General features: G+C 48.9%; 13 protein-coding genes and 2 pseudogenes. 4 read left to right on the forward strand and 11 right to left on the reverse strand.

Annotated features, from left to right (window positions below; translation table 11 throughout):
- Window positions 1-122 precede the first annotated feature (122 nt).
- The 3 genes from H6F80_RS31110 to H6F80_RS05275 form a co-directional block, all read right to left on the reverse strand.
- Complete coding sequence (locus H6F80_RS31110) at window positions 123-425, reverse strand: DDE-type integrase/transposase/recombinase (protein ID WP_518523518.1); 303 nt, start codon at window positions 423-425, stop codon at window positions 123-125.
- Window positions 371-1,351 (reverse strand): aldo/keto reductase, encoded by a 981-nt coding sequence (locus H6F80_RS05270; protein WP_190790553.1) that lies wholly within the window; start codon window positions 1,349-1,351, stop codon window positions 371-373. Before H6F80_RS05270 ends, H6F80_RS31110 begins: the two co-directional genes overlap by 55 nt.
- Before the next feature lie 230 nt (window positions 1,352-1,581).
- Window positions 1,582-2,490 (reverse strand): hypothetical protein, encoded by a 909-nt coding sequence (locus H6F80_RS05275; protein ID WP_190790554.1) that lies wholly within the window; start codon window positions 2,488-2,490, stop codon window positions 1,582-1,584.
- Between the two features lie 483 nt (window positions 2,491-2,973).
- Between H6F80_RS05275 and H6F80_RS05280 the strand changes: the two genes are divergently transcribed.
- Window positions 2,974-6,558 (forward strand): NACHT and WD40 repeat domain-containing protein, encoded by a 3,585-nt coding sequence (locus H6F80_RS05280; RefSeq protein ID WP_190790555.1) that lies wholly within the window; start codon window positions 2,974-2,976, stop codon window positions 6,556-6,558.
- Window positions 6,559-7,152: 594 nt separating this feature from the next.
- Window positions 7,153-7,843, forward strand: a pseudogene (locus H6F80_RS05285) (IS1 family transposase).
- Between the two features lie 111 nt (window positions 7,844-7,954).
- Here H6F80_RS05285 and H6F80_RS05290 read toward each other — a convergent pair.
- From H6F80_RS05290 to H6F80_RS05325, 8 genes and pseudogenes are all read right to left on the reverse strand, one after another.
- Window positions 7,955-8,884, reverse strand: coding sequence for an NmrA/HSCARG family protein (locus H6F80_RS05290; protein ID WP_190790556.1), 930 nt, complete (start codon window positions 8,882-8,884; stop codon window positions 7,955-7,957).
- Window positions 8,885-8,967: 83 nt separating this feature from the next.
- A pseudogene (locus H6F80_RS05295) lies at window positions 8,968-9,212 on the reverse strand (hypothetical protein); the annotation flags it as partial.
- On the reverse strand, window positions 9,199-10,038 hold the full coding sequence (locus tag H6F80_RS05300) for an ABC transporter permease (protein WP_190790557.1): 840 nt from the start codon (window positions 10,036-10,038) through the stop codon (window positions 9,199-9,201). The pseudogene H6F80_RS05295 and the gene H6F80_RS05300, both read right to left, overlap by 14 nt.
- A gap of 2 nt (window positions 10,039-10,040) precedes the next feature.
- Entirely contained in the window at window positions 10,041-10,967 is a 927-nt protein-coding gene (locus H6F80_RS05305; RefSeq protein ID WP_190790558.1) for an ABC transporter permease subunit, read from the reverse strand.
- A 24-nt stretch (window positions 10,968-10,991) separates the two neighbouring features.
- The gene (locus H6F80_RS05310) at window positions 10,992-12,209 is read right to left on the reverse strand and encodes an ABC transporter ATP-binding protein (RefSeq protein WP_190790559.1); all 1,218 of its coding nucleotides are present in this window, start codon (window positions 12,207-12,209) and stop codon (window positions 10,992-10,994) included.
- Between the two features lie 79 nt (window positions 12,210-12,288).
- Entirely contained in the window at window positions 12,289-13,494 is a 1,206-nt protein-coding gene (locus H6F80_RS05315; protein ID WP_190790560.1) for an ABC transporter substrate-binding protein, read from the reverse strand.
- 70 nt (window positions 13,495-13,564) lie between these two features.
- Window positions 13,565-15,121, reverse strand: a complete 1,557-nt coding sequence (locus H6F80_RS05320; protein WP_190790561.1) for an amidohydrolase family protein — start codon at window positions 15,119-15,121, stop codon at window positions 13,565-13,567.
- Between the two features lie 5 nt (window positions 15,122-15,126).
- Window positions 15,127-16,662 (reverse strand): amidohydrolase family protein, encoded by a 1,536-nt coding sequence (locus H6F80_RS05325; protein WP_190790562.1) that lies wholly within the window; start codon window positions 16,660-16,662, stop codon window positions 15,127-15,129.
- 460 nt (window positions 16,663-17,122) lie between these two features.
- Between H6F80_RS05325 and H6F80_RS05330 the strand changes: the two genes are divergently transcribed.
- The gene (locus H6F80_RS05330) at window positions 17,123-17,602 is read left to right on the forward strand and encodes an Lrp/AsnC family transcriptional regulator (protein ID WP_190790563.1); all 480 of its coding nucleotides are present in this window, start codon (window positions 17,123-17,125) and stop codon (window positions 17,600-17,602) included.
- Window positions 17,603-18,101: 499 nt separating this feature from the next.
- Window positions 18,102-18,911, forward strand: a complete 810-nt coding sequence (locus H6F80_RS05335) for a creatininase (RefSeq protein ID WP_190790564.1) — start codon at window positions 18,102-18,104, stop codon at window positions 18,909-18,911.
- The last annotated feature ends 92 nt before the right edge of the window (window positions 18,912-19,003 follow it).

A 19,003-nucleotide genomic window follows, 5' to 3' on the forward strand; every position in this document is an offset into this window, starting at 1 on the left:
GTACTAAATCGCTTCAACAAATTTCTCTTTGTGGAAGTGTAAATGACCACTATCGGCTCTTGCCAGATCTAGTCAATCCTGTAATAGCCGGATGATGCGATCGGTTTCAGCCGTTGCAATCTTTAATGCTTCTTTTTGTGACCTGCTGAAGTTAGAGCCACGGCGCAATAAGCTTTGGAGATAACCAGTGCTTGACAAAATCGTTTAGTGCTTTTAATCACTTCAAAGCCAAGCCTTGAATCGTCACGTTGCTTTATTTCCCGATGGCTTTGTTCGATCGGGTTTCCCAACCACCCTCTCACTGGGTGCTCAACGTCTGAACCCAATTCCTCACTCATTGCTCTGGGATACGAAGCTAGCCCCTTCGTTTTTAGCGATGTCCTAGGATGGGATGAGGTTGGTAAGGCTCTTCCAATCGCTGGCACTCTGCGTCGGTTAACTCAATTTCGAGAGCAGCGATCGCATCTTCCAGGTGATGCATTTTGCTTGCCCCAACAATCGGAGCCGTGATGCCCGGTTGATGCAGTAGCCATGCCAGCGCAATTTGTGCCGGAGTCACGCCGCGCTCCTGAGCTAACTGAACGACACGATCCACCACTTCAAAATCAGATTCCTGATAGTAAAGCTGATGAGCAAAGTCATCGGTTTTGGCACGCGTGGTTTCACCCTTCGTTTCCTTCTGCCGATTGCCTGCCAGAAATCCTCGTGCCAGCGGACTCCAGGGAATGACACCAATCCCTTCTGCTCGACACAAAGGCAGCATCTCCCGCTCTTCTTCTCGATACACCAGGTTGTAATGATTCTGCATCGAGACAAAGCGCGTCCAGCCGTGGAAATCTGCCAGGTACAAGGCTTTGGCAAACTGCCAGGCATACATGCTGGATGCACCAATGTACCGAACTTTGCCCAGTTTCACCAGATCGTGCAGGGCTTCGAGCGTTTCTTCGATCGGCGTTTCGCTATCCCAGCGATGGATCTGGTACAGATCTACATAATCCGTTTGCAATCGCCGCAGTGACGCATCAATGCTATCGAAGATATGTTTGCGCGACAGACCGCGATCGTTGGGGTCGTTGCTCATGGGATTAAACACTTTGGTGGCAATCACCACCTGTTCCCGTTTAGCAAATTCCTTCAATGCCCGTCCTAGAATCACTTCGCTTTCGCCCAGCGAGTACATATCCGCCGTGTCAAAGAAATTGATGCCTGCTTCCAGCGATCGAGCAATGAAGGGACGGCTCTCCTCTTCTGGCAAAACCCATTCCCGCCATTGGGGACTGCCGTAGGTCATGGTGCCGAGACAAATGCGTGAAACTTTGAGTCCAGTATTGCCCAGCCGCATATATTGCATAGAAGATTCTGTCCCTAAAGGAGACTCCAACGTTTCAAGCACTCTACAGGATATAGCACCTTCTACAATCCTGCTTCTACCTTGAGTGAAACCCTGCCACAGGACTGATCCAGGAAGCATTGCTCAACGAGGCGCGACTTTTCTGTTTAAGAGACGTTTGAAAAGTCATCATGATGACCTGAACCGCCCCCCTAGGTCTTACTTGTAATGCATGTTCAATAGAATGCAACCTAATAGCAGTTGAGCAATCCCAGTGAAAGGCTTTGGCACAGGATGACTTGTCGCCGTTTTGCTTCGGCTCGATCGATTACTTGCCGCTTGCGTTCGCCCCAGGGAAAGGTGTTAGGCAACTGAGTTGCAGTGTCGATCGCGTTTTGGGGTTCTCCCTGGGCGAGCAGATGCTCAGCCGTGTTCCAGATGTCTTCGTACTGCTGCTGAAGTCGTTTTTCTTCCACCGTTTGAATCAGCGAACTTCGGCTATGGGCCCAGAAGGGATGCTCCTTGATTTGCTGAGCCTGCATTAATGCGACATCGAACTGCTCCAGATTCAGGGCTGCGTGAGCCGTGAACCAGTGCTGGTGATTATCAGCCCAGAGTTGCCGCCACTGCTGCATTTGTGCCTGCGCCTTGGGGTAGATTGGGCTGTTCACCGGAATTGCGCCTGCGATTGTCAAAGCCTGATCAAGCTGATCTATCGGCTGCCAGTACTCGCTCCATGCAATTTCTAAAATCCGTTCTGACCATTGCTGGATGAGTTGCTGTGCCTCATTGTATTGGGCTGCACCCACTGTAATCTGGCTTACTGCTTCGATCGCCTGAGCAAATTCTCCCTGTGCTGCGTTTTGTCTCGCTTGTGCAAGCTGAAACATTGCAAGCTTGGTTTGACAGTTTCTCAGGTGGAGTTGTGTTGCCCAGTAAACATTTGCTTTAGATGACACTTGCTCTGCCTGAGCAATACACCCCTGGTAATCTCCTGCTGTTTCCAAAGCAAAGGCAGTGTTTGCGATCGCCTGCTGCTCCCGCTCGAATTGCTGTCTAGACTGTTGGCGCAAGTAAGCATCCGTAGCGATAAAGCATCCCATCAATCCCGGAATAACCGCTGCAATAGCCGCAAATGTCAGTCCGGTTGTAATGCTCATTCTGAACAGTCGAGGTACTGCATCCCAGATCATGTCCTCATTTCCCTCATGGATCGAGGTTGTGAGTTTTATTAGATGACAGAATTCGGCTGGCTTCTAGCGAAAATCTGGGAGTTAAAAAAGAACTTAAAGGAGTTGCTGTATTGGTTTAGCAACTCATGCGATTACTTAGAATTGAGCGAATTTGCACCTGAAATAACAGTGCATATTTCAGATCAGGAAAAACCATTATCTTCCGGAAATCGAGCTTAACTCCAGGTTCCCGAAGTTAAGGTCAAGCCGCAGCGATGTTGGCGACAACACGCTCATATCACTGGAGCTTGTATTAATGCGAATGCAATCGGCAGCAGGATGGGTTACCCCAATTGCTGTAAAACCCTCAAGTCAACGCTTTTGAATTTAGCTTAGAATCAGGAATAATCACTCTATTTCCTGAAGATTTACCTTGAGTTCCCAAGCTGGAGTTTATCCTCGTAAACCTCGATGACGTTTGGCAGCCCTGGACGAAGAAGACGCGGCCTCATTCTGACGACGCAAGGTCGGCACAAGCTTGAAGCAGCAATTCAAAATGCTTCCGTTCTAGAAGGAGTCAGGCGCATCTCGATCGAAGAGCTTGCTGCTCGTGCCAACCTTGATGCTGGAACGGTTTCAAGGGTTCTGGATCTAGACAAGAGCGATCGCAATTCAATCAAAAAATTATTTGCCGTATTTGCTCTGGAACTTACCCCAGCAGATTTTACAACTCCCAGTCCCCCCATCCCATTCGGGAATGCTGAGAAAAGGGTTGATTGGGGTGATGCTCCTGAAGTTAATACTTTCTATGGACGGGAAGATGAGCTTGCTGATTTGTCGAGATGCATTGTGACCGATCGCTATCGCTTAGTTACCATTATTGGCAGTGGAGGAATTGGTAAAACAACGTTGTCGGTCAAGCTCGCTGAATCAGTTCAGGAGCAGTTTGAGTTTGTGATTTGGCGATCGTTGATTAATGCTCCACCCTTAACTGAATTGGTTGTCGATCTGGTGAAAGTTTTGTGTAAACAGGAAACAACCGATTTGAGCATCAATCGACTTCAGCAGTATTTACGGGAACACCGTTGCTTAATTGTCCTGGATAATATTGAGACTATTTTGCAGGATGGACCCGAACTAGAGGACTACCCGAACGTTCGCCCTGGCTATTACCGCCAGAACTACAGCGACTACGGCAGCTTGTTTAGCTGGGTGGCGACTGGACGGCACAATAGTTGCTTCGTTTTAGCGGGTCGAAAAAGACCGGATGAGTTTGTGACCTTTGATAATGCAAGATTTCGGGTGTATCTCTTGGGAGGGTTAAGTAGCTCAGTCAGCCAACAGCTAATTCAGGATCAGGGTTTACTGGAAGATTCGGAGCAGGATTTAAGAACCCTGGTTCAACGATACACGGGTAATCCCCTGATGCTGAAAATTGTAGTCTCCAACATTCAGCAATTTTTTGGGCGCAGTATTTCCAATTTTCTCAAGGGAAGCAACTTTATTCCACCTCGAATTGGTGATTTACTGGATAAACAGTTTCAAGGACTTTCAAGCTTAGAAAAGCAGGTGATGTACTGGCTGGCGATCGAGCGTGAGCCTGTTTCCGTGAAAGAGTTATACCCCAACTTTGAACCCCCGGTCGATCTTGCAGACCTGCTGGCAGCAATCCAGGATTTACAGCAGCGATCGCTGATTGAGAGTTCTCAGAACAAGTTTTTCACACTGCAGCCCGTTGTAATGGAATACGCGATAGACAAACTCAGCAGACAAGTTTGTAATGAAGTCATCACACAAAGCCCAGGACTTTTACAGACCCATGCACTCATAAAAGCGCAAACAGTCGATTATGCAAGAGATTTTCAAACCAGAACAATTCTAGGAATGCTAGAGAGTGCTCTCCTTAAAAGGCTCAGAAACACGCCGAGCATTGTAGAACATTTAACCCGATTAATAGGAACTTTGCAGAGAAATAATTTGACGATGGGCTATACAGCCGGAAATATCATTAACTTACTCTATTACTTGAAAGCAGATTTGACCAACTATGATTTTTCTGGTTTGACCGTTCGTCAGGCTTATTTGCCTGAGGTGAAGTTACACGAGGTGAACTTTGCCGATGCGGATTTAACCGAGTCCGTTTTTTCGGAAACGCTGGGACCCATTTCTGCTGTAGAGTTTAGTCCAGATGGCAAACTGCTCGCCACCGGCGATGCCATTGGAGAAGTACGGTTGTGGCAGGTTGAAAACACTAAACTTTGCTTGATTCTTCAAGGACATGAAGATTGGGTTCGATCGGTTTCGTTTCATCCGACTAAATCCCTAATGGTTAGTGGAAGCGGTGATTATACGCTGAGAATCTGGAACACTCGAACTGGTCAATGTTTAAGGGTTTGTCGTGGACACAGCGCCCGGATTCGATCGGTGAAAATTGACCCAACGGGACGATGGGTTGCCAGTGCTGGAGCGGATCAAACCATTCGCCTTTGGGATGTGGAAACGGGAGACTGTTTGAGGATTCTCGAAGGTCACAGCGATCGGGTTCGTTCAGTAGACATTGTTGCAGTAGACACTGTTGCAGATGCCCAAAATTCTCTGCTCCTGGCAAGTGCCAGTGAAGATCAAACAATTAAACTTTGGGATGCCAATACAGGAGCCTGTTTAAGAACATTAACCGGACATACCAACTGGGTGAGATGTGTTGCGTTTCATCCAGAAGGCAAGTTGCTTGCCAGTGCCAGTTCCGATATGAGCGTTAAACTGTGGAACGTCATGACGGGCGAATGTATCAGAAGCTTGGGTGGACACACAGATTGTGTGCGATCGGTGCGCTTCAGCCCGGATGGAAAAAGACTGGCTTCGGCAAGCTCCGATGAAACGGTCAGACTGTGGGACACGGATACCGGACTTCACCTGCAAACCTTGCTGGGGCACTCGAACTGGGTTCGCTGTATTACTTTTGCTCCTCAAGGTGACGTGTTAGCGAGCGGGAGTGCTGATCGCAGCGTCAAACTTTGGAACGTGGATACAGGGCAGTGTCTTCGTACTCTTCAAGGTCGCGCTCGCTGGGTTCGTTCTGTCGCTTTTAGTCCCGATGGGAATCACTTGATTGCTGGAAGTGCAGATCACGCACTGCGGCTTTGGAATGTTCAGACAGGAGAATGTGTTCGGACGTTTCGTGAACAAACCAATTGGATTCAGTCTGTTGCTTTTAGCCCAAATGGTCATGTGATTGCCAGCGGCAGCGGTGACAAAATTGTTCGAACTTGGGATTGCCGCACCGGGCAATGCTTGAGGCAATTAGAAGGACACACCAAACGCGTTTTGTCTGTGATGTTCAGTCCAGATGGGAGAATCTTGGCAAGTACTGGAGACGATCGAACCATTCGGCTCTGGGATGTACCTTCAGGGGTGTGCTTGAGAGTTCTTGAAGGACACACCGGACGCGTCAGAGCAATTGCCTTTAGCCCAGTGGCTTCTGATCAAAGCCGTCCTCTGCTTTTAGCCAGTGCTGGTGAAGAAGAAATCGTCCAACTCTGGAATGCTGAGACTGGCGAATGCCTCAGATCCTTTATCGGGCACACAAATCGAGTCCGATCGATTGCCTTCAGCCCAGATGCAACTTGGCTTGCCAGCGGTAGCGAAGATAATACGGTTCGACTATGGGATGTGATAACTGGAGAATGCATTGTCGTACTGCTAGGACATACGGGACGAGTCCGCTCTGTTGCCTTTAGCCCAATTGATCTTACCCTGGCAAGCGGTAGCGAAGATAATACAGTCAAGCTGTGGAATACTCAAACCCGTCAGTGTCTGCATTCACTTGAAGGACATACTGAAAAGGTTTGCTCTGTAGCATTCAGCCCGAATGGTCAATTTTTAGCAACTGGCAGCGGAGATGAGTCGATTCGCCTTTGGGACGTGGCTCAAGGCACCTGTTTGAAGGTTCTCAAGACCAAAAACCTCTACGAAGGCATGAATATCACCAGAGCCAGGGGTTTAACGGAAGCACAAAGGATCACATTATTGGCACTGGGAGCAATTGAAGGAAATTGAATCTTGAGCGAGAGGCTCATTCCGATCCCTCTTTTGTTACTACCATAGAAGAGAAGACGTTCAAGGCACATCAAGCTGCTTTCAGGTCTGGGATTGAAAGGATCTGGAAGGTATCCATCCAATCCATTAACTGATGTAAGGCTCGTTTGAGTCCAGGCACTGGAAAAACATGTAACCATTGTTCTAACCATGCCCATAGTAATCTGGTAGAACCGGACTGAGCGACGAGTCCCGAAGATGATTTCGCAGATATCACGGCGTTGAGTGGGCTATCCGGCTAAAGGTTGGTCGTAAGCACGCCAGCAGTTGTAGCGCACTCGTTGTCCTTTGGCATGAGCACGCCATGATTGGAACGAATTGGGACAATATAAGGCAACTTTAATTGATGTAGAACGCCTGTGACATCGCCACTTTCCCCATATCAGCTATCGGCTAACACCCGTTCAATTACAAATCCCATGGCTCGAATTTCACGAATGATCTCCACGGCTATCTGCGATTAGAGGGATCAGTTCTGACAATTTCCTCAACGGCGATCGTTTCCTATTGTTATACGGCGTTGCATAATTAGAGTATGAATTAGGGTTGGTTTTCATGCAATGTCCGGAGTGCGGCTCGACTCACATTCGTAAAAACGGCATCAAGAAGGGTAAACAAAATCACATCTGTGTCGATTGCAAGCGTCAATTTGTTGATCGCTATGAAGCCCACAAAGGCTACAGTGACGAAGTGAAACGGGAGTGCCTCAAACTGTACGTCAATGGCATGGGATTCCGTGCGATTGAGCGTGTTAAAGGAGTTCATCACACCACAATCATCACTTGGGTCAAACAAGTCGGGGAACGGTTGCCTGATGCCTAGGAACCAGAATCAACGCCCCAAGTCGCGGAACTTGATGAATTAGAAACCTTTATTGGCTCAAAAAAACAAGATTTGGCTCTGGACAGTGGTTGACCACTTCCAAGCAGGAATTTTAGGTTGGAGGTTGGGTGACCACAGTGCTGAAACGTTCCGACCCCTCTGGGCGATTGCGAAGCAATGGAGTTGTTATTTCTACGTGACTGATGGATGGAAGGTGTATCCCCAGTTTATTGACGCAGGCGACCAAATTGTGAGCAAGACGTATATGACCAGAATTGAAGGTGAAAACACAAGGTTGCGACATTATCTGGCGCGATTGCATCGCAAAACGTTGTGCTATTCCAAGTCAGTAGAAATGCTGGCACACTCAATTCGGTTGTTACAGCACTATCTCAAGTTCCACGATGTTCCGGTGCCTTGTTGAGTCATACCCTTAATAAGCAACGCCTGTTATACAATCCTCTAGATTTGCAGTGTCAATCTAGGAAGGAGAGTTTGAGGCAAAATAAAGATAAGCTCTCTAGATTTTTGAGCTCTACAAATCTTGATATGTCAATTGTGCATTTGCCCAATCTGTTTCTTCTAGAAATTGGGCAAAGGTGGTAAGAAGCCCGGGAAATGCTTCTCGTAAACGGAGAACATCCGCTTGATAGCCTTGCTTTCGATACCACTGAATCAAATCAAACAACGATTTGCGGAATAGAAGTAGGAAAATCCAGGGAGAGATTTCCTTGTAAATTACAGGACTTCCCTGTGCTCTCGAAAATGCCTCTGCCATTTGCTTAGGGGTTAATACATCCCCAGCCAGCTCAATGGCTTGCCCCACATACTGAGAACGGTGCTTCATCACATGGGCAGCCACTCGTCCCATATCTTTTGTTGTAATCAGATGCAGCGGCTTATCGGGTTGAACTGCAAAGGGAAAAGATCCTTTAAGAATAGACGGTCGGGTGTATTGCTTCCAGAACTCTTCCATAAATAGGCAAGCTCGCAGCATTGTTGTAGGTAAGTTCGCTTGCTTTAGAATCTGCTCAACTTGATGCTTCTGCTCAATATGGGGAATGCCAGAATTGCGATCGACTCCTCCCGCAGAATTATAGACAAAATGTCTAATATTAGCTTGCCTAGCAGCTTGTGCAACTCGCTCTGCCCTTGCAATTTCTTGTGAGTCAGGCTTGGCAGAATCTGCAGCAGTTCCATGGCAGTAAACGGCTGAAATCCCTGTAAAGGCTGCTTTTAATGAAGACTCATCATCGAGATCCGCTTCAATTAGCTCAACACCGCTGTTATGCAATTTCAACAGGGAAGGACGCTCAAGGTCAACTTTACGAGTTACAGCCCGCAGATCAGTCACATTTTGTTCAAGCAATCCTTTGACTGCATTGCTGCCTGTTCTCCCAGTTACCCCTATCAATAACACTTTACCGATTGCTGTCCCCACAGCATCAGACTTTGAAGCGTTCATCTTCGCACACCCTCCAATGTTCTATAACCCAGTTTAGTCCTTGAGAAAAAGCTGTTCCAGGGAAATGGCATCAGAGAGAATGCGGTGAGGAAGTGATGCAGACTTTGAGGTCATCAAGCCCCACTGCTATGGCAATGGCAGGCAGGGATTTACGTTTGATGTCTGAGATTAGCCCCGAGTGCAAGAACTTGAAGGCTTCAAAGCTCCGCGCTTCGGGAAATAACGATTGAAACAATTGGCAGCACTCATTGAAAAAGGTCAAAGTTGGACGGACTTCTCTGGGGGAGGCATAGGGTCTATCTCCATCCCAAGGACTATGCCGTCTCATCTTTCGACATAGACGATCGCCCCTCCAGCAACAAAGGAAGCAATAAAAGTTCTACCCCAATCAGCAGCACAACAGAGATGCCAAACACGATCGTTCCAATGGCATTGAGCGAAGGGCTAAGATTGGCACCCAGGAAGGTATAGATTGACACGGGTAGCGTGGGTTCAAACCCTGATACAAACCAGGCGATGATAAATTCATCAAAGGAAAAAGTAAATGCTAGCAACCAGGCTCCCGCAATTCCCGGAATTGCCCAGGGTAGAATCACGCGGTAAAGTGCCTGCCACTCATTCGCGCCCAAATTCCAAGCGGCTTCTTCGATATCTTTTGGCATTTGAGCCAGGCGTAGACTGACTAGCGCGATCGCGGTCGGCATCAGAATGACGACATGAGTAAGGAAGACGCTCAGGATTTGCCCTTGCAGATTGAGACGAGATAGTAGCCCCAGAAATGCGACCCCCAGGATTAAGGGCGGCACCAGAATCGGTACAATGAATAGCGTAGACAAGAAGCTCTTGCCCGGAAAGTCAAATCGATTCAGGGCGTAGGCAGCAAAGAAGCCAATCGCTGTTGCGGCTGCCGCTGCCAGGGGTGACACAATCAGGCTGCGCTGAAGGGCTTGCAGCAATCGACCATCCGTCAGCAATTCCTGATACCACTGCATTGTCCATCCTGCCCAGGGCAAAGTTGGAAAACGGGCATCTTCAAAGGAAAACGCAATCAGGGTGACAATCGGCAGCATCAGAAAAATAAATCCTATTAGCAGGTAGCCCCATCCCGCGATCGCCAGCCCTAAGTCAATGCCCCGTTTCTGCGGTGCGCTCATGTTCACTGCTCCGATTCAGCCAGTTTAAATCCAGTTACCAAAATCACAATCATGATGCCAATCAGGAGGGTTGCCAGGGCAGAAGTGCGCGGCAAATTGGTAGAAGCCGCATACTCGTTCAGGATGATGGTCGAGAACAGAGGGAATCTTCCCAGAATCGATTGACCTGTACCGCCGCCCAGAATCGTACCCGATAGCACATCCCCCAAGCTGATAATCAAACCAAAAACTGCGCTGTAAACAATTCCCGGCTTGCTGAGCGGCAGCACGACCCGCCAGAAGGTTTGCCACTGGGTTGCTCCTAAATTACGAGCCGCTCCCATTAAGGTGCGATCGACGTTTCGCAGCACCAGATAGAGAATCAAAATCATAATCGGGGCAAGGTAGTGCAGCAAACCAATGCGAGTGCCCCATTGAGTAAACATGATTTGCAATGGCTCTTTGATCCAGTTCAGTTGCACAAGCAGCGAATTGAGCAACCCGTTATTGTTGAGGATAGTTTGCCAGGCGTAAAGGCGGAGAATATAGCTTGTCCAGAACGGCGTAATTGCCAGTACCAAAAGCAATCTCTGAAGTCGTTCGGGGACTAGAAACACGAGTGCCATCGCAAAGGGATAGCACAGCAGAATACCGAGTGCCGCTGTGGTGAAAGCGACCCAGAGCGACTGAGCGATCGCATAGCCATAGCGCGACCGTGTAAAGAATTGACTGAAAATATCCAGGTAATTCGACAGAGAAAAGCCAGGAACTGCTCGATAATTTTCGACGCTCCAAAATCCAATCCAGATGAGAAAGAACAGGGGCAGCAGGAAAAGAATACTGTCGTAAATAACGGCAGGTGCAAGACAAAAATATTTCAGGAGGCTGATTTCTTGAGGCAGCCAGCGGGCGCGCGATCGCCGAGGGGAAATCGGAAGTTGCTTGGTCACAATCGTCATTTCCTCACTATTTCCTCACTGAATCCGTTCGCCTAGTAAAACGGTGTCCTGAGTTTTCCAGACGAGTTGCAATCTGGAATTAATCGGAACTGCCAGAGTGTGATCGAGGGCTTCTTGACGAATCATTCGCACTTCGTAGCCCGTGTCGGTTTCCAGAAAATAGATCACCTGCGATCCCATAAATTCAAAGCCTCGCAGTGTCGCATCAATTTTGTTTTCTAGTCTGTTTTCCACTGAACCCTCTGTGGAAGCGAGCGCAACCCGTTCAGCGGGAACCACGATCGTCACCCGTTTACCCTGAAGGGGGAACGGCGAAGCCTCGCCCACCTGATGCGGCTGCTCACGCCAGAGTGCCTGCATCGTGCCTTGCGGACAACGAACCGTTACCCGATTTGGACTGACACTGATCACCTCACCGTCAAACAGATTGTTGTTTCCTACAAACTCGGCAACAAAGTGGGTTGCTGGACGGCTGTAAATTTCCGCAGGCGTTCCCACCTGTTCAATCCTGCCCCCATTCATCACAACGACGCGATCTGCCATCGAAAATGCTTCGTTCTGATTGTGAGTGACATAGATAAACGAAATGCCCAACGACTGCTGGAGCCGCTTTAGTTCACCCTGCATCCGCACCCGCAGATGGGGGTCGAGGGCACTCATTGGTTCATCGAGCAGCAGAATTTTGGGTTCGGTGATCAGGGCACGGGCGATCGCCACGCGCTGTTTTTGCCCGCCGCTTAATTGGCTAATCCGGCGATCGAGCAACGGCTCCAGGTGCATCATTGCAGCAATTTCTCGCACTTTGCGCTTGACCTCTGCTTTGCGATGAGTCATCAACGTCAGCCCAAAGGCAATGTTTTGCTGCACGTTAAGGTGGGGAAACAAAGCAAAGCTCTGCCAAACCATTGGTGTATTGCGCTGATGCACCGAAAGAGCGGTAATGTCTTTCTCCTGAAGTCGAATCTCACCCGATGTCATTCCTTCCAGCCCGGCAATGATTCGCAGGAGTGTTGTTTTTCCGCACCCGCTCGGACCCATAATTGCGATGAACTCCCCTGCCTTGACCCTCAAATCGATGTTCTCCAGCACCTTGAGCGAGCCAAATTGCTTCGAGACTCCGCAAATCTCTAAATCGTGAGCAGTCGAAGCCGTTGCGCTCTCCGTTAGCGATGAGCCAAGGTTTGCCCTCGCAGATGGGTTCGATTGCAGCCCGGTCGCAGAAGAATGGTTCATAGGAATAAAGATTTGATCGGATGAGGGAATTGGGGAGAAATCAGACATCAACCCGTCGCTTCAGCAAGCTTGCTCTCCACTAGCTGGTCTTAAATTCGTTGTAGAGGTCTTGCCAAACCTTTTCGGGCTGATTGACGGGCAGCTGACGGGCACGGGTACGCTCTAGTTGCACCTCTACAAGCGTCTTGTTGGGATTGGCTTTATCTGGAACGTACCCCAGCAGTTGCTTCTCCGCATCGCTCATAAACTGAGGGGCTTTCAGGTTCGGTGCTATGCCCTTGTAGGCTTTCGCGTTTGCTAGCTTGGCTTGAGTTTCGGGCAGCGTCATGTACTGTACCCACTTCAGTGCGAGTTCCTTATTTTTGCTTGCAGAGCAGAGCGTTGCGCCTTCGCTCCAGCGAATCGATCCTTCTTGGGGAACGACTGCCGCAAAGTTTGTTTTGCCGTCTGCGATCGCATTTTGAATCAACCAGTCTCCCACGGGGCCTGCAATTACGCTTTCGTTGATAAAGGCATTGGTAATGTCTTGAATATTAGGCGTAATCAGCGCCACGTTCGGTTTGACTTTAATCAGCCAGTCCTTCACCTGCTGCAGCTGCTGCTCTGTCAACGCATAAGGATTTGGGTTGTCGGGAAAGAGTGCAAGACTGGCGTTGCCCATGTTGGGAAGATACCAGTCAAAAAAGGCAACCTTACCCTTTAGTTTCGGGTTGGTGAGAAAATTCCAGCTAGTGACTTCTTCGGGCTGAATATATTTGGTGTTGTAGGCAATGCCATAGTTGCCAAAGCGAGTTCCCACTGCCATCATTTGATCTTCCAGAAAGAAGCCAGGAAATTTTTGATAGCCAGCCGTAAAGTTTTGCAGATCGGGAAAATCAGCCGGGTTAAGGGAATCGATCGCGCCTAGCTGCATGAGTTTGGTGACATATTCCCCATCGGAGATAATGCCATCAAATGTGCCGGGCGGAGACTGATTAAAGAACTGAAGCATTTGTTCGCCACCCACATAGGTTTTGAACTGAACCTTGACGTTATTGTCCTGCTCGAACTTCCCAATAATCTCCGGCTCGTCATAGCCTGCCCAGGACAAAATCCGAAGCGTGCCGCCGCCACCCGACGCAGCAGGGCTGGCTCCTGTCGAAGCTTGTTCCTGAGCGTTCGCACAGCTTGTTAGCTTGGTGGTTGCTGCGGTGAGCGTTGCCAGAGACGCATGCTGGATAAACTTACGGCGCGTAATCGACTGCAAAAAAGAGGCGTTAGAAGAATCCGAGTTTCTGTAGTTCATAGCAGTGCTAATGAGAGGAAGGATGAAATCGAACAAAACTTGTTGAACAACTTGCGGTGTTTTCTAGGGCTCAGGAAGATAGGGGTAAAATCACTTCGGCAACATTTGCAGGCGAAGGACTTTGATCGCGATAGGCCGTATTCAATCGCTGAATCGGTAATGGCTGACTCAGCATTTTTTGAAATGCCGTATCCATCATCGGACGCAGCGTTTGGCTTTGTTGATGCCACTGGTCGCGGTAGCTGCGATAGGCTGCCAGATGCTCTCCCAGTTCTGCCAAAAGGTCGGACTCATTGACCGTCAAAACCTGTCCATCTTTCACAATCAGTTGTCCGTTCACATAAACCTGACGAATCGATCGCCCCCGCTCCGAATACACCAGATGAATGGGAAGTTGATTGCGCGGGGTAAAGGTCAGGGAGTTGAGGTCATACAGCACAAAATCGGCTTTCATTCCCGGCGCGATCACCCCGATCTGGTCTTGCAGCAGCGTGGATCTCGCACCGCCCCTGGTTGCCCATTTGAGCACATCGGCTGCCCTGGGATAAAACTCGCGATCGCCATCGGTTGCAGAATGCACCAAGCCTGCCATTTTGATCACATCAAACAGGTTAAAGCTGTCCATGCCATCAGTCCCCAGCGCAAGATTGACTCCGGCTGCCATCAACTCGCGAATCGGCGCAATTCCACTGCACAAACGATGATTACTGACGACGTTATGAACCACCGTTGCTCCGGCTTCTGCCACTAAATCAATATCTGCCTGCGATAGCCAGACTCCGTGCGCGATCGTTGTTCGGTGCGTCAAAATCCCGTGTCGTTTTGCATAGGCAACGACTGATTCTCCGTAAAATTCTGCGCCGGTCACTGCCTGCATTCGGGTTTCCAGCAGGTGCGTGTGAATGGGCACGTTGAATTCTTCTGACAGGGCGGCAATCTGATGCATCAGTTCAGGGGTAACTCGCTGCGATGCGGAGGGAGCCAGGACGGTGGTAATCAGGTCTGCCTGTCTGTGCCAGTCTCGGTAGAGTTGCCGGAAGACGGATTCCCACTCGGCTGGAGTACAGGTACTTACTGAAATAAAGCTTTGCTTCTGCTCATCGCTCAGGTGGTCAGCCAGATAAGGAACCGTTTCGTGAAGCGGCTTGTTGATGGCGTGAACCGATAAACTTGCCCGCACCCCTAAATCAACGTATGCCTGTGCCACTGCCCCAAACATTTCGGGGGGAGTATAGGGCAATGCGTAGATGTCGTCTTGCATTGTGGTTGTGCCATGCTTCACCGCTTCCAGGGCTGCGACCATTGTGCAGAGGTAATGCAGGCGGGGGTTTAGTCGCTCGTTAGGGGGCAGATACAGCATCCACTGCTCTAAAGGCAATGCTTCATAGCCACACTTTTCTAAAACTCCTACGGTCGTATGGGTGTGAGCATCCACAAAGCCAGGAATTAACAAGAGATCAGTCGCATCGACAATTTGATCGGCAGTAACGTCTAGCTCTGGGGCAATTTGGATAATACGCTCGCCTTCAATGAGCAGATCCACACAGCAAGGCGATAAATCCAAACTGCCATCCGGTTGTTGAACAAAGGGAAGAACAGTTGCGCGACGAATGAGTTTACGAAACATAGTGCCTACGAAACATAGTGCAGGGGACGACTAAAACGATGAATGGATAAAGACTGGCTAACAGCGGTTGACAGCATTTTTTCAACAGCAGGACGAATCCGCTCTGCCTGCTGCAAAATCTGCTTACGATGAACGGCGTATTCGGGCAAACGATCCTGCAACTCTGCCACGATATCGGCTTCGTTGACCGTTAACACCCGTCCCTGATCAACCACTAATTGACCATTGATAAAGACTTTGCGAATCGAACTGCCATTCTCGGCATACACTAGGTGAATCGGTAGTTGATAACGGGGAGTGAAACTGAGGGTATTGAGATCGTAGAGAACCAGATCGGCTTTCATTCCCGGTGCGATCGCCCCAATCTCGTTGTGCAGCAGGGCAGATCTGGCTCCTCCATAGGTTGCCCATTTCAATATATCTGCGGCTTTCGGGTAGCGATCGTAGGAAGTATCCATCGCCGAATGCACCAGCCCTGCGGCTTTAATTACATCAAATAGATTAAAGGAATCATTGGAACTCATGCCGTCTGATCCCAGCGCAATGTTGACTCCCGCATCCATTAATTCTCGAATTGGTGCAATGCCACTGCACAGGCGATGATTGCTGACCACGTTGTGAATCACCGTTGCTCCGGCTTCTGCAATCAGTTCAATGTCTTGTGTGGATAGCCAGACTCCGTGGGCGATCGCCGTTCGATGCGTCAAGATTCCGTGTCGCTTTGCATAGGCAACGACTGATTCGCCATACAGTTCCGGTCCGGTCATTGCCTGGGTTTTGGTTTCCAGCAGATGCGTGTGAATGGGCACATCGTATTCTTCAGATAGGGTGGCAATCCGGTGCATCAAATCAGGCGTGACGCGCTGCGATGCAGAAGGAGCCAAAACAGTTGTCACCAATCCTCGATAGCCCTGCCATTTTTGGTAAACCTGACGAAACAAATCAACCCACGCATCATCAGAAAGTCCCTGAGCCGCTTCTAGATCCTGCTTCACGTCGGCGGGCAGGAAGTCGCTCAAATAAGGAACAGTGTGGTGCAGCGGTTGGTTGATTGTGTGGAGCGAGAGACTGACTCGCATCCCGACATCAACATAGGCTTGGGCAACCGCATCAAAAATTTCTGGCGTAACATAGGGCAGCTCCAGCAAATCATCCTGAATTGTGGTTCCCCCATATTTCACCATCTCCATTGCACCGATTAGCGTGCGGAGGTAGCACAAACGCGCATCAAGGTGCTGGGATTGCAATGGCGGGTAGGTATAAAGCATCCATAGCTCCAGGGGCGATGCTTCATGGTTACCCTTCTCCAAAATTTCCATTGAGTGAGCATGAGCATTGACAAAGCCAGGAATCAAAAGGTGATTTGCTGCATCAATCACTGAGGCGGACGGCGGCGCAGATTCAATGGCAGGAGCAACCTGAGCAATGCGATCGCCCTCGATCAACACATCAGCAATCTGAGGCTCTAAGTTCAGGGAACCGTTCGCTTGTCGCGTGAAGGGAAGAACGGTCGCATTTTTAATTAAAACAGTATTTTCCATTATCCTGATCCTTACGAAGGAGAACACAGAATCGAAGCAAATGGTTTAATCGTCGAAGAATACGGTTCATGATGCACTTGAGAGAAAAGATGAATCAATCCATAGATGCTGAAGAAGAATCAGGTGGAAGTGAGATTTGGAATGAAACCGCATTGCTGCATTAGCAAGTGCCAAACTGAAGACCAAGCTGTTTCAGCCATTTTCGGTAAGCAATCGACATTTTGTCGCAGGGAAAATGGAACTCCTGCTGCAAATTGAGCGGCAGCTGAGCGATCGAGGCTGAAGTTTGAATTGAAAAAACTGCTAAGAATTTAACGAATCACTAAAATCTTAATTGCCTTAGCCTCACTGTAAAGAAAGGAGCAACTCAAAAAAGTTATTTATAATACAACCGTAACTCCCTGAACTAGAGTTGCTATTTTGGTAATTAATACATCGAAAGTTGTGTTTTTCAAAGGCCATGACTCCAACCAATTCCGTTCCTCCAGCATCGATCGCCCTCGACGATCTCGATCGCGCGATTATCGGGCTGCTTAAAACCGATGGGCGCATGTCTTTTGCTGAAGTTTCTAAACGGCTGAATTTGCCGGAAGCAACTGCCCGCTATCGGGTGCAGCGACTCTTGCAGTCCAAGATCGTCAAGATTCACGCTACGCCAAATCCAGAGCATCTGGGTACACCTCGCGTCATGATTGTTCAACTCTTTGTGGAAAACGGCAAGATTGATGCAGTTGCAGCCGCACTGGTTGAAATCGACGAAGTTCAATTCGTTGCGGTTACTGCGGGTCATCACAATATCGTGGTTGATGTTTTCTTTGGAACGCACGATGAGCTGCTCAATTTTTATGCAAAGCTTCACGAAATTCCAGGCGTGATTCGCTATGAGTCGCAGGTCGTGATGAAGCTACTAAAAGCTGAGTACAAATATGTAATGAGCTAGCGTAAATGTTACTTTGCCTTCTCAAAATTGCTCAATTGCCTACTGCATAACGTTTTGGACAACCTGTCTATCTAAAAGTCAGGAAAGCTTGATTTGTGGCAGCATCTTTTTCTTCTGCTAAGGTATTCGTAACTAAAGCAATATGTTTTTGCTAAATTCTTCATCTGAAAATGCAGAAGTATTTTTTCATTGATGAAGAAGCAAAATGAATTGTGGATTTAGTAAGATAAACTCCGATTTTGTATTGAGAGCTACATCAACTGCGGCTTCAGTGCATTTATTCTGAACTCCAAGGCAGCAGAAAACGCAGGTCTTGCAAGATCGCTTGTTAAAAGGCAGAGCTAGTTAGGCAGAGTTAGTTAGGTAGAGCCAGTTAGATTAAAATCGTTAACCTGCACTTTGGCTCTGTAATAGACGCGAAAAAAGACGCGAAGAATCAATACTTTCAGCGATCGTGATTTGCTGCTCAACAGAATTCTTGAAAGAAAGCGAGTCTTCTATGCATCCACTAATGATGGGTTCATTGAGTTGGGTTGAGTACCAGCAGCGGCTTCAGGATGGAAATGCGATCGTCCTGATTCCCTGCGGTGCCCTGGAACAGCATGGTCCTCACTTACCGCTCGGTACGGATGCATTGCTTAGCACCGCGATCGCGCAAAGCGTGGCAGAGCAAATCAGCGGTATTGTTGCGCCAACCGTCAGCTATGGCTACAAGTCGCAGCCTAAGTCGGGCGGAGGACAGCACTTTCCAGGAACGACCAGTTTGGATGGCAACAGTCTGATCCAAATGATTCGAGATGTCGTGCGCGAACTGGCGCGACAGGGGGCAGATCAAATTGTTGTCCTGAACGGTCACTACGAAAATCAGTGGTTTCTCACCGAAGGAATTGAACTTGCCGTGCGCGATATGGGCAGTGCATCAAAACTGCGGGTGATGCGCGTCGAGTATTGGGAGTTTCTGACCGAGAACATTTTGGCTCAAGTCTTTCCAGACGGTTTTCCTGGCTTTGCGCTGGAACATGCTGCTGTGATGGAAACTTCACTGATGGCGCACTATCATCCGAAACTCGTCAGACTCGACCTCATTCCTGACGTTCCCCCTGTGGAATTTCCAGCCTATGACGTCTACCCTCAGCGTCCAGAGTGGGTTCCTGCATCGGGCGTTCTCTCTTCTGCCAAAGCTGCCACTGCTGAAAAAGGGGCACTGATGGCAGACCATCTCACCCGAACCATTGCAGCCGCCGTTCAACGGGAGTTTCAATTGAGTTCAGCCTTAGCTGCATCGAACGGAATGGCTGCGCTTCGCTGAACGATTTATCCGCGCTGATTTTCTCACTTTATTCTCGATTGCCTTTTCTTCATGCAGAATCCTGATATCGTTCCGATTCAGCCGATTAGCGG

The organism is Leptolyngbya sp. FACHB-711 (genome assembly GCF_014695615.1).
Taxonomy (GTDB): domain Bacteria; phylum Cyanobacteriota; class Cyanobacteriia; order Elainellales; family Elainellaceae; genus Leptolyngbya_A.

Coding starts and splice junctions, on each gene's coding strand:
- H6F80_RS05270 (WP_190790553.1), bottom strand. CDS start 1,351: ATGCAATATATGCGGCTGGGCAATACTGGACTCAAAGTTTCACGCATT.
- H6F80_RS05275 (WP_190790554.1), bottom strand. CDS start 2,490: ATGAGCATTACAACCGGACTGACATTTGCGGCTATTGCAGCGGTTATT.
- H6F80_RS05280 (WP_190790555.1), top strand. CDS start 2,974: ATGACGTTTGGCAGCCCTGGACGAAGAAGACGCGGCCTCATTCTGACG.
- H6F80_RS05290 (WP_190790556.1), bottom strand. CDS start 8,884: ATGAACGCTTCAAAGTCTGATGCTGTGGGGACAGCAATCGGTAAAGTG.
- H6F80_RS05300 (WP_190790557.1), bottom strand. CDS start 10,038: ATGAGCGCACCGCAGAAACGGGGCATTGACTTAGGGCTGGCGATCGCG.
- H6F80_RS05310 (WP_190790559.1), bottom strand. CDS start 12,209: ATGAACCATTCTTCTGCGACCGGGCTGCAATCGAACCCATCTGCGAGG.
- H6F80_RS05315 (WP_190790560.1), bottom strand. CDS start 13,494: ATGAACTACAGAAACTCGGATTCTTCTAACGCCTCTTTTTTGCAGTCG.
- H6F80_RS05320 (WP_190790561.1), bottom strand. CDS start 15,121: ATGTTTCGTAAACTCATTCGTCGCGCAACTGTTCTTCCCTTTGTTCAA.
- H6F80_RS05325 (WP_190790562.1), bottom strand. CDS start 16,662: ATGGAAAATACTGTTTTAATTAAAAATGCGACCGTTCTTCCCTTCACG.
- H6F80_RS05330 (WP_190790563.1), top strand. CDS start 17,123: ATGACTCCAACCAATTCCGTTCCTCCAGCATCGATCGCCCTCGACGAT.
- H6F80_RS05335 (WP_190790564.1), top strand. CDS start 18,102: ATGCATCCACTAATGATGGGTTCATTGAGTTGGGTTGAGTACCAGCAG.